This window comes from Pseudomonas sp. AC463 (assembly GCF_979253585.1).
Genome location: NZ_CEEDDZ010000022.1, coordinates 97,237 through 108,146, shown reverse-complemented (window position 1 = coordinate 108,146; position 10,910 = coordinate 97,237). Strand labels below are relative to the sequence as shown.

Genomic DNA, 10,910 nt, shown 5'->3' with positions numbered 1-10,910 from the left:
CATCATAACTCGTTGTTTACCAAGGAGTTTTCCGTTTCGACTGCGCCGGAAGTGGGGCGAATTATAGACAGATATAATTCGCCGTCAACACCTAATTGCAGCCTTATTCGGATTTGAGCGTAATACGCGCAAATGCCTTCTTCCCTGCCTGGCAAACGTGGGTCGCGCCCAGCTCATATACAAAGGCGCGATCGACAACCTCACCATCTATACGCACACCACCAGAACCCAGAAGATCACGCGCAACCGCCGAGTTCTTCACCAGGCCCGCCTTATTAAGGACGGCAGCAATCGGCATCGCTTCAGTAGCAGTCAGCTCGATCTCCGGCAGATCATCCGGCAGCTCGCCATCTTTCATGCGATTGCCCGCCGCACGGTGAGCACTGGCCGCAGCCTCGTCACCATGGAAGCGCGCGACAATCTCTTCCGCCAGCTTGATCTTCACATCACGCGGGTTGGCACCTGCCTCGACATCCGCACGCAGCGCATTGATCTCATCCATCGAGCGGAAGCTCAACAGCTCGAAGTAGCGCCACATCAATGCATCCGGGATCGAAACCAGCTTGCCGTACATCACACCCGGCGCTTCCTGGATACCTACATAGTTACCCAGGGACTTGGACATCTTCTTGACGCCATCCAGGCCTTCCAGCAACGGCATGGTCAGGATGCACTGAGCCTCCTGCCCATAGGCGCGCTGCAACTCTCGCCCCATCAGCAGGTTGAACTTCTGGTCAGTCCCACCCAGCTCTACATCCGCACGCAACGCCACCGAGTCATAGCCTTGAACCAGCGGGTACAGGAACTCATGAATCGCGATCGGCTGATTGGTGGAGTAACGCTTGTCGAAGTCATCACGCTCAAGCATGCGCGCAACGGTGTATTGGGAGGTCAGGCGAATAAAGTCTGCAGGGCCCATCTGATCCATCCAGGTGGAGTTGAACGCCACCTCGGTCTTGGCCGGATCAAGAATCTTGAAGACCTGGGTCTTGTAGGTCTCGGCATTGTCGAGAACCTGCTCACGGGTCAGCGGCGGGCGCGTTGCGCTTTTGCCGCTCGGATCACCGATCATCCCGGTGAAGTCACCTATAAGGAAGATGACCTGATGCCCCAGCTCCTGGAACTGACGCAGCTTATTAATAAGCACGGTATGACCCAGGTGCAGATCCGGCGCCGTCGGATCAAAGCCGGCCTTGATACGCAGGGGCTGGCCACGCTTGAGCTTTTCAATCAGCTCCGCTTCGACCAACAGTTCTTCCGCACCACGTTTTATCAGCGCTAGCTGCTCTTCAACCGACTTCATAACAGACCCGCAAGGCTCAGATTCAAAAGGGAACCAACCATACAAGATCAGGGACTAATTACAAGTTTTGCCCTGCGCACGGACACCGTTCAGCAAGCCCAGCGTTCGCGAGCTTGCGCCACAGATGATTTGGTTATATTTTATACAGTTATTTCATCTTCATCATGTCATTCATCTTTTCCATTTCATCTTCAAAGTCAAAATTACTTATGACCACAGAACCGTCTAAAGCGCCGCCGCTTTACCCGAAGACCCACCTGCTCGCCGCAAGTGGTATCGCCGCCCTTCTCAGCCTGGCACTCCTGGTATTCCCTTCCAGTGACGTAGAAGCCAAACGAACATCCCTGAGCCTTGACCTGGAAAGTCCGGTTGAACAACTGACACAAGATCAAGACGCTTCCGACGCGCAACAAGCCACAAATGCGCCATCCGAATCACCGTTTGCGCAAATAGAAACCACCCCCGAAGACACCCAGCAAGCTACCCAACAGCCTCCAGCAGCGGACGCAGCCAAGAACCCTCAGCACCGCGAAGTGATCGTGGCCAAGGGCGACACGCTGTCGACCCTGTTCGAGAAGGTTGGCCTCCCGGCTGCAACTGTTAATGAGGTGCTGGCCAGTGACAAACAAGCCAAGCAGTTCACCCAGCTCAAACACGGCCAGAAACTCGAGTTCGAGTTCACCCCCGACGGCCAGCTGAACAACCTGCACAGCAACGTCAGCGACCTCGAAAGCATCACCCTGACCAAAGGCGCCAAAGGCTTTGCCTTCAACCGCATTACCACCAAACCGGTGATGCGCTCCGCCTATGTGCACGGCGTGATCAACAGCTCGCTGTCGCAATCCGCCGCGCGTGCCGGCCTGTCTCACAGCATGACCATGGACATGGCCAGCGTGTTTGGCTACGACATCGACTTCGCCCAGGACATCCGCCAGGGTGATGAATTCGACGTGATCTACGAGCAGAAGGTCGCCAACGGCAAAGTGGTCGGCACCGGCAATATTCTGTCTGCGCGCTTCACTAACCGCGGCAAGACCTACACCGCCGTGCGCTACACCAACAAACAAGGCAACAGCAGCTACTACACCGCCGACGGCAATAGCATGCGCAAGGCCTTCATCCGCACCCCGGTGGACTTCGCTCGCATCAGCTCGCGTTTCTCCATGGGTCGCAAGCACCCAATCCTGAACAAAATCCGCGCCCACAAAGGCGTCGACTATGCCGCCCCACGCGGCACGCCAATCAAGGCCGCCGGTGATGGCAAGGTACTGTTGGCCGGGCGTCGCGGCGGTTACGGCAACACCGTGATCATCCAGCACGGCAACACCTACCGGACGCTGTATGGACACATGCAAGGCTTTGCCAAAGGCGTGCAGACTGGCGGTACCGTGAAGCAAGGCCAGGTGATCGGCTACATCGGCACCACCGGCCTGTCCACTGGCCCGCACTTGCACTACGAGTTCCAGGTCAATGGCGTACACGTCGACCCACTGGGCCAGAAGCTGCCGATGGCCGACCCGATTGCCAAGGCCGAACGCGCGCGCTTCATGCAGCAGAGCCAGCCGCTCATGGCGCGCATGGACCAGGAGCGCTCCACCTTGCTAGCCTCGGCGAAGCGCTAAGGTATGCCGCTCTATATAGGCGTGATGTCCGGGACCAGCCTCGATGGCCTGGACATAGCCCTGATCGAACAAGACCCGGCGATCAAACTGATCGCCACGCATTACATCCCCATGCCGAGCGCCCTGCGCACCGAGCTGCTTGGCCTTTGCGCCAGCGGTCCGGACGAGATCGCTCGTTCGGCAATCGCCCAGCAGAACTGGGTGAAGCTCGCCGCCCAAGGCATTCACGCCTTGCTCGACCAACAAAACCTCAAGCCCCAGGACATTCGCGCTATTGGCAGTCATGGCCAGACCATCCGCCACGAACCCGCGCGAGGTTTTACCGTACAGATCGGCAACCCGGCCTTGCTCACCGAGCTGACGGGCATCACCGTGGTCAGTGATTTCCGCAGCCGTGATGTGGCGGCCGGCGGCCAGGGCGCTCCCTTGGTGCCTGCGTTTCATGAGGCCTTGTTTGGTGAGCGCAGCGGCAATCGCGCCGTATTGAATGTGGGAGGTTTCAGCAACCTCAGCCTGATCGAGACTGGCAAGCCTGTAGCCGGTTTCGACTGTGGCCCGGGCAATGTTTTGCTGGATGCCTGGATTCACCAACAGCGCGGTGAAGACTTTGATCGCGACGGTCAGTGGGCCGCCAGCGGCAAGGTAGAGCCACTGCTACTCCAAGCGCTGCTGAGTGATCCGTTCTTCGTGACCAAGGGCCCGAAAAGCACCGGTCGTGAGGTGTTCAACCTGGCCTGGCTGCAACACCACCTGAGCCAGCTGCCAACATTCGCCCCCCAGGATGTACAAGCTACCCTCCTGGAGCTGACCGCGCTGACCATCGTCGAGTCCCTGCAATCTGCCCAAGCCCTGACAGAAACCCTGCTGGTCTGCGGCGGCGGTGCCCATAACGGCACACTGATGAGCCGCCTGGCCGCCCTGCTCCCCGCCGCCCAGGTCAGCAGCACCACCCCTTACGGCGTGGACCCCGATTGGGTAGAGGCCATGGCCTTTGCCTGGCTGGCCCATTGCTGCCTTGAAGGCATGGCCGCCAACCGCCCAAGTGTCACCGGCGCCCGCGGGCTACGGGTATTGGGCGCGATCTACCCCGCTTAAACCCCAGACAGCAAAACGCCGCTTGGCCGATCAAGGCCAAGCGGCGTTTTGCTGTGTGGTTTAGATCAGGCAATCGATCAGATCGAGAACGAAGACCCGCAACCACAGGTCGTGGTGGCGTTAGGGTTCTTGATCACGAAACGCGAACCTTCCAGACCTTCCTGGTAATCCACCTCGGCACCCGCCAGGTATTGGAAGCTCATCGGATCCACGACCAGGCTCACACCCTCGCGCTCGACGATGGTGTCGTCATCGGCCACATCTTCATCGAAGGTAAAACCGTACTGAAACCCTGAACAACCGCCGCCCGTAACAAATACGCGCAGCTTCAAGCGATCATTACCCTCTTCATCGACCAGGCTCTTCACCTTGTGCGCAGCACCGTGGGTGAATTGCAAAGCCGTGGGGGTGAAGGATTCAACGCTCATGCTGATAATCTCCCGGCGTAGCGCCGCCATATGCGTAATGGGCGGCATTATCCGCTTCTCCTAGAAAAGCGGTCAACTATTGTTACGGTATATCAATCAGCGCTGCCGCCATTAAAAACACAAAAGGCCCGATCAACGGGCCTTTTGCTTAACCGCCAAACTGCCTTAAGGCAGCATGCCCGCATGGGACAGCCCAAGCTTCTCGTCCAGGCCGAACAGGATGTTCATGTTCTGTACCGCCTGGCCCGACGCGCCCTTGACCAGGTTATCGATCACCGACAGCACCACCACCAAGTCACCATCCTGCGGACGGTGCACGGCAATCCGGCATACGTTGGCACCGCGCACGCTGCGGGTTTCCGGGTGGCTGCCAGCCGGCATTACATCGACGAACGGTTCGTTGGCATAACGCTTTTCAAACAGCGCCTGCAGATCGACCGAACGATCCACCACGGTTGCGTACAGCGTGGAGTGAATGCCACGGATCATCGGCGTCAGGTGCGGCACGAAGGTCAGGCCCACGTCCTTGCCAGCAGCACGACGCAGCCCCTGGCGGATTTCCGGCAGATGGCGATGCCCTTTTACCGCATAGGCCTTCATGCTTTCCGACGTTTCGGAGTACAGCGAACCTACCGCCGCGCCGCGACCTGCACCGCTCACACCCGACTTGCAGTCGGCGATCAGGCGCGAAGCATCTGCCAGCCCGGCTTCGAGCAATGGCAGGAAGCCCAGCTGCGTTGCGGTTGGGTAGCAACCCGGCACAGCGATCAGGCGCGCTTGCTTGATCTGCTCACGATTGACTTCCGGCAGGCCATATACCGCCTCTTCCAACAACTCCGGCGCGCCGTGGGGCTGGCCGTACCACTTGGCCCACTCATCGGCATCCTGCAAGCGGAAGTCGGCCGAGAGGTCGATCACCTTGGTACCGGCGGCCAGCAGTTCGCCAGCCAGCGCATGGGCAACACCGTGAGGGGTGGCGAAGAACACCACGTCACAGGCACCCAGGGTCCTGATGTCCGGCACGCTGAACGCCAGGCCGTCGTAGTGGCCTCGCAGGTTCGGGTACATATCGGCCACGGCCAGCCCGGCCTCGGATCGGGAGGTGATAACCGCCACCTCAGCTTGCGGATGCTGTGCCAACAGACGCAGCAATTCGACACCGGTGTAACCCGTGCCGCCGACGATACCGACCTTGACCATAAACCTGCCCTCAACGAACCCACTGGAAAGCCGTCGATAATAGGGGCCGTATCGTCCTGCGACAACCGTCAACGTGACGTATGGACGTATGAGCCACTACTATCTGGGCTACCGTGAACCTGGGAATAACTAGAAATGCTCTATCTATGGATCAAAGCCTTCCACATTGTCAGCATCGTCTGCTGGTTTGCCGCGCTGTTCTACCTGCCGCGCCTGTTCGTCTACCACGCCCAAAGCGAGGATACCGTCAGCAAGGAACGCTTCAGCGTCATGGAGCGCAAGTTGTACCGCGGCATCATGGGCCCGGCGATGATCGCCAGCCTGATATTCGGCGGCTGGCTGATCTACCTCAACCCCGCGATCTTTCAATCCGGCGGCTGGATCCACGCCAAGCTGACCCTGGTAGTGCTGCTGATCGGCTATCACCACATGTGCGGCGCGCAGGTCAAACGTTTCGCCCGTGGCGAAAACACCCGCAGCCATGTCTTTTATCGCTGGTTCAATGAAGTGCCCGTTCTGATATTGCTGGCTATCGTAATTTTGGTCGTGGTCAAACCGTTCTAATTTCAATTACTCGGGGTACCTCCAATGTCGCTGCCCGCTTTGCTCGAACAACGTCTGCGCCTGCCCGTGGTGGCTGCGCCGATGTTTCTGATTTCCAACCCGCAACTGGTCCTGGCGTGCTGTCGCAATGGGGTGGTCGGGAGCTTCCCGGCACTCAACCAGCGTGAAAGCAGTGGCTTCAAGGCCTGGCTGGAAGAGATCGAAGCGGGCCTGGCGCAGCTGGATAACCCTGCGCCGTATGCCGTCAACCTGATCGTGCACAACAGCAACCCCCGGCTGGAAGCCGACCTGGCGATCTGCGTGGAGCACAAAGTGCCGATCGTTATCACCAGCCTGGGCGCGGTCAAGGAGTTGGTAGATGCGGTCCACAGCTATGGCGGCCTGGTATTCCACGACGTGACAACAAGGCGCCATGCCGAGAAGGCCGCTGAAGCCGGGGTTGATGGCCTGATTGCTGTGGCCGCAGGTGCCGGCGGGCATGCCGGCACCTGGAGCCCGTTCTCGCTGATCGCCGAGATCCGCCAGTTCTTCGACAAAACCCTGCTGTTGGCCGGCTGCCTCAACCATGGGCATGAGATACTCGCCGCCCAACTGCTGGGCGCGGACCTGGCCTACTTCGGCACGCGCTTTATCGGCACCACCGAAAGCCATGCCCCGGATGCCTATAAAGAGATGCTGCTCACATCGCGCGCCGCCGACATCGTGCACACTCCCGCAGTCTCCGGTGTGCCCGCCAGCTTCATGCGCCAGAGCCTGGAAAATGCCGGTTTCGACCTCGCTGCGCTGCAAGGCAAAGGCGAAGTCAACTTCGGTTCCAAGCTCAAACCGTTGAGCGACGAGGCCAAGGCCTGGAAGACCGTATGGTCCGCCGGCCAGGGCGTCGGTGAGATTGATGACTTGCCCAGCGTCGATGAACTCGTTGCCCGCCTGGATGCCGAATACCGCAAGGCGCGCGAGCAGGCAGCACAATTACGCTGGCCACGCTGACCCAACCGCAAGGCCTGCCAATTGCGCAGGTCTGCACAACTTCCCTGAATAAGTGACAAGGATGCCTGCATGAGCGACAACCGTTTCAAGATTGTGTTTGATGGGGCCTTGCTCCCGGGGGTCGAAAGCACCACCGCCAAACTGAATCTGGCCGAGCTGTTCAAGAGCGATGTCGAGGCTATCGAGAAGCTCTTCACCGGCCGCCCCGTCGCGCTGAAACGCGATCTGTCGCGCCCCGATGCCGAGACCTACCTCACCGCGCTGAAAAACGCCGGCATCGATGCACGTATCGAAGCCGAACAGCCCGTGGCCTTCAGCCTTGCTGAAACCCACGAGACCGAATCCGCCGCCACTGATTTCTCGCGCCAGGCCGCCTCCCCCTATGCACCGCCGCGTGCAGCCGTGGGCGATGACCTGCCGGAATATGCCACCCTCAAGGTGTTCACCATCCACGGACGCATCGGCCGTCTGCGCTACCTGGCCTGGACGCTGGTGCTGACCCTCGCCATGCTGGTGATCGGCGGCATCATCAGTACCGTAAGCTTTGCTGTGGCAACCGCTTCGCCGACCGCCGGCACCATTCTCGGTGTGTTGCTGGGCCTCGCGCTGTTTGTGGCGCTGGTGTGGGTCAGTGTGCAAATTGGCGTGCAACGCCTGCACGACCTGGGCTGGTCCGGCTGGTTGTACTTCCTCAACCTGGTTCCGCTGGTGAACAGTGTGTTCCCGATCCTGCTGCTGGTATTGCCGGGTAATGCAGGCGCCAACCAATACGGCGCGCCGCCACCGCGCAATTCCACAGCGGTAAAAGTCCTGGCCACAATGTGGCTGGCGTTTATCCCGGTGATGCTGGCCATCGTGGTCACACTGGCCATGAACGGTTACCTCGATCAGCTCGAAGCCAACGTGGACAGCAGCTACGACAGCAGCTCCATCACCTCCGATGAAGACTACGACCAAGGCGCCACCGTCGAGGAAGACGAAGCGCAAAGTGCTGACGAAGCGGCCGAACCTGTAGACTCTCCAGAACAGTGAAGAAACGCCCGCCGCCTGTGATGCCTCCATCACAGGCCCGGGGGCGTTGCGATGGAGAAAGGCATGACCCGTTACGCTCTGATCACCGGTGCTTCCAGCGGCATCGGCCTGGCTTTGGCCGAAGCACTGGCCCGTCGCGGCCGCAGCTTGATTCTGGTGGCCCGCCAGCGTGATCAGTTGGAAAGCATTGCAATCGAATTGACCCAACGCTTTGGCGTCGAGGTGCTGTTTCGGGCCTGCGACCTGGGCGAGCCGTTGCGCTTGTCCGGGTTTCTGTTGGAGCTGGAAGAAGGCGAACGGCAGATCGACCTGCTGGTGAACTGCGCCGGCATCGGCACCAGCGGGCCGTTCCTGGCCCAGGACTGGATGACCGAACAGGACCTGATCGAAGTCAACATCCTGGCCCTGACCCGCATGTGCCACGCCCTCGGCAATGCCATGGCGCTGCAGGGCGGCGGACAGATTCTCAATGTTGCCTCGGTCGCGGCATTCCAGCCCGGCCCGTGGATGAGCAGCTACTACGCCAGCAAGGCCTATGTGCTGCACTTCTCCGAAGGCCTGCGTGAAGAACTCAAGACCTGTGGCATCAAGGTCTCGGTGCTGTGCCCCGGCCCTACCCGCACCGCCTTCTTCGGCACTGCGCAAATGGACACCGCCAAGCTCGAGCGCAGCGACAAACTGATGAGCCCGGAAGAAGTGGCGCTCTACACCGTGCGCGCCCTTGAAAAGAACAAAGCCATCATCATTCCCGGCCGGCGCAACCGCTGGATGACCTTCAGCTCACGTTTAAGCCCACGCTGGCTGACCCGCAAGATTGCCGGAGCCATCAACAAGGCCTATTGCCCGCGCTGACCGGCTGAGTACACTCACCCTGCACGTTCATAATGGAGAAACAGCTGTGGATACTCTGTTCACCAAGATCATCAACCGAGAAATACCTGCGGATATCATCTACGAAGATGATCAAGTCCTGGCCTTCAAGGACATCGCTCCGGCGGCGCCCGTGCATTTCCTGGTCATCCCGAAGAAACACATTCGCACCCTCAATGACCTGACCGAGGAAGACAAAGCCCTGGCCGGTCATATCCTGTTCACTGCCCAGCGTTTGGCGGTGGAGCAAGGTTGCGAGGAAGGCTTCCGGGTGGTGATGAACTGCAACCCGAAAGGTGGTCAGACCGTTTATCACATCCATATGCATGTACTGGGTCAGCGCCAGATGAACTGGCCGCCGGGCTGAGTCTAGTGGGGAGCTTGCTGGAGCAAGCTCCCTCGCCACAAGGACAAATTGACTCAGCGCAAACGCTTCGCCCTCTCTTGCGGTAAACTGGCCGCCGAGATTCTTCCCGGAGGTCAGCATGACTACCCAACGTCACTACTCGCCGATTGACCGTCTGTTGCTGCAAGCCGACATGGCCATGCGCACGCTGCTGCCGTTCAGCGGCCAGCCGTATCGCCCGTCCCCCGCCATCGTGCAGCCCGAAGCACAGATGAGCGAGACCGATACCCGCCACGTCGCCGGCCTGATGCGCATCAACCATACCGGCGAAGTCTGTGCCCAGGCGCTGTACCAGGGCCAGGCCCTGACCGCCAAGCTGCCGCAAGTGCGCGCAGCCATGGAGCATGCGGCCGAGGAAGAAATCGACCACCTGGCCTGGTGCGAGCAGCGCATCCGCCAACTGGGCAGCCACCCCAGCGTGCTGAACCCGCTGTTTTACGGTTTGTCGTTTGGTATCGGTGCTGCTGCCGGCCTGATCAGCGACAAAGTCAGCCTGGGGTTTGTCGCCGCCACCGAACATCAGGTGTGCAAACACCTGGATGAGCATCTGGAGCAACTGCCGGCTGAAGACGAAAAGTCCCGCGCCATTCTCGAGCAGATGCGCATCGACGAAGAACACCACGCAGAAAGCGCCCTGGATGCCGGCGGCTTCCGTTTCCCGGCGCCGGTACGGTTCGGCATGAGCGTGCTGGCCAAGGTCATGACCAAAAGCACGTACCGAATCTAAACAGCAAAAAAGGGCGCCCTCAGGCGCCCTTTTCTTTAGCCGACTCGCAATCAACCCAGCTCGATAATCTCGTAATCATGGGTGATGGCCACGCCGGCCGCGCCCAGCATGATCGACGCCGAGCAGTACTTCTCCGCCGACAGCTCAATGGCGCGTTTCACCTGGGCTTCTTTCAACGCCCGGCCCTTCACCACGAAATGCATGTGGATCTTGGTAAACACCTTGGGATCTTCCGTGGCGCGCTCGGCTTCGAGGAAGGCTTCGCAGCTTTCCACGGCCTGGCGGGACTTTTTCAGAATGCTGACCACATCGAAATTGCTGCAACCGCCTACACCGAGCAGGAGCATTTCCATCGGGCGTACGCCCAGGTTGCGGCCACCGGCTTCCGGCGGGCCATCCATGACCACCACATGGCCACTGCCCGACTCACCGAGGAACATGGCTTCGCCCGCCCATTGGATGCGTGCCTTCATCGCCCAGACTCCACTGCTAAAAAAGGGTCGCCAGCTTAGCACAGGGCCTGGCCGCGACAGCGTTTCCCATCAAAGCGACCAATAACGGGGCTTCTCCAGCAAATTGCCTAATCGAGTCAGAATGTGTCTGTTAAGCTGGCGCCAAATCGATGGCTAATTGATACCATTTATACAATGTGTATCAGTGCCGATACCCATCACTA

The 10,910-nt window shown here is 59.7% G+C and carries 12 protein-coding genes; 8 read left to right on the top strand and 4 right to left on the bottom strand.

Annotated elements, in window-relative coordinates; all coding sequences use genetic code 11:
* Positions 1 to 103 precede the first annotated feature (103 nt).
* The gene (gene tyrS, locus AC0IYH_RS24350) at positions 104 to 1,303 is read right to left on the bottom strand and encodes a tyrosine--tRNA ligase (protein WP_122774709.1); all 1,200 of its coding nucleotides are present in this window, start codon (positions 1,301 to 1,303) and stop codon (positions 104 to 106) included.
* A gap of 209 nt (positions 1,304 to 1,512) precedes the next feature.
* Here tyrS and AC0IYH_RS24345 point away from each other — a divergent pair, with 209 nt between their 5' ends.
* Together AC0IYH_RS24345 and AC0IYH_RS24340 are read left to right on the top strand one after the other, a co-directional pair.
* Positions 1,513 to 2,925 (top strand): peptidoglycan DD-metalloendopeptidase family protein, encoded by a 1,413-nt coding sequence (locus AC0IYH_RS24345; protein ID WP_471836588.1) that lies wholly within the window; start codon positions 1,513 to 1,515, stop codon positions 2,923 to 2,925.
* A 3-nt stretch (positions 2,926 to 2,928) separates the two neighbouring features.
* Positions 2,929 to 4,020, top strand: a complete 1,092-nt coding sequence (locus AC0IYH_RS24340; RefSeq protein ID WP_122774707.1) for an anhydro-N-acetylmuramic acid kinase — start codon at positions 2,929 to 2,931, stop codon at positions 4,018 to 4,020.
* Between the two features lie 77 nt (positions 4,021 to 4,097).
* Here the strand turns inward: AC0IYH_RS24340 and erpA are convergent, their stop codons facing one another.
* Both erpA and argC read right to left on the bottom strand, forming a co-directional pair.
* Complete coding sequence (gene erpA / locus AC0IYH_RS24335; RefSeq protein WP_003176443.1) at positions 4,098 to 4,448, bottom strand: iron-sulfur cluster insertion protein ErpA; 351 nt, start codon at positions 4,446 to 4,448, stop codon at positions 4,098 to 4,100.
* A 165-nt stretch (positions 4,449 to 4,613) separates the two neighbouring features.
* Entirely contained in the window at positions 4,614 to 5,648 is a 1,035-nt protein-coding gene (gene argC / locus AC0IYH_RS24330; RefSeq protein ID WP_471836585.1) for an N-acetyl-gamma-glutamyl-phosphate reductase, read from the bottom strand.
* 135 nt (positions 5,649 to 5,783) lie between these two features.
* Here argC and hemJ point away from each other — a divergent pair, with 135 nt between their 5' ends.
* From hemJ to coq7, 6 genes are all read left to right on the top strand, one after another.
* A complete protein-coding gene (hemJ, locus tag AC0IYH_RS24325; protein WP_116626662.1) occupies positions 5,784 to 6,212 on the top strand; it encodes a protoporphyrinogen oxidase HemJ in 429 nt (142 codons plus the stop codon).
* A 24-nt stretch (positions 6,213 to 6,236) separates the two neighbouring features.
* Complete coding sequence (locus tag AC0IYH_RS24320; RefSeq protein ID WP_025857066.1) at positions 6,237 to 7,199, top strand: NAD(P)H-dependent flavin oxidoreductase; 963 nt, start codon at positions 6,237 to 6,239, stop codon at positions 7,197 to 7,199.
* Between the two features lie 69 nt (positions 7,200 to 7,268).
* Positions 7,269 to 8,231 carry a DUF805 domain-containing protein gene (locus AC0IYH_RS24315; protein WP_471836583.1) on the top strand — a complete coding sequence of 321 codons (963 nt, stop codon included), beginning with the start codon at positions 7,269 to 7,271 and terminating at the stop codon, positions 8,229 to 8,231.
* Positions 8,232 to 8,294: 63 nt separating this feature from the next.
* The gene (locus AC0IYH_RS24310; RefSeq protein WP_122774703.1) at positions 8,295 to 9,083 is read left to right on the top strand and encodes an SDR family NAD(P)-dependent oxidoreductase; all 789 of its coding nucleotides are present in this window, start codon (positions 8,295 to 8,297) and stop codon (positions 9,081 to 9,083) included.
* A gap of 46 nt (positions 9,084 to 9,129) precedes the next feature.
* Positions 9,130 to 9,468 carry a histidine triad nucleotide-binding protein gene (locus AC0IYH_RS24305; protein WP_116626665.1) on the top strand — a complete coding sequence of 113 codons (339 nt, stop codon included), beginning with the start codon at positions 9,130 to 9,132 and terminating at the stop codon, positions 9,466 to 9,468.
* A 118-nt stretch (positions 9,469 to 9,586) separates the two neighbouring features.
* Positions 9,587 to 10,234 (top strand): 2-polyprenyl-3-methyl-6-methoxy-1,4-benzoquinone monooxygenase, encoded by a 648-nt coding sequence (coq7, locus tag AC0IYH_RS24300; RefSeq protein WP_116626666.1) that lies wholly within the window; start codon positions 9,587 to 9,589, stop codon positions 10,232 to 10,234.
* A 50-nt stretch (positions 10,235 to 10,284) separates the two neighbouring features.
* Here coq7 and AC0IYH_RS24295 read toward each other — a convergent pair whose 3' ends face one another.
* A complete protein-coding gene (locus tag AC0IYH_RS24295; RefSeq protein ID WP_005792019.1) occupies positions 10,285 to 10,707 on the bottom strand; it encodes an OsmC family protein in 423 nt (140 codons plus the stop codon).
* Between the last annotated feature and the right edge of the window lie 203 nt (positions 10,708 to 10,910).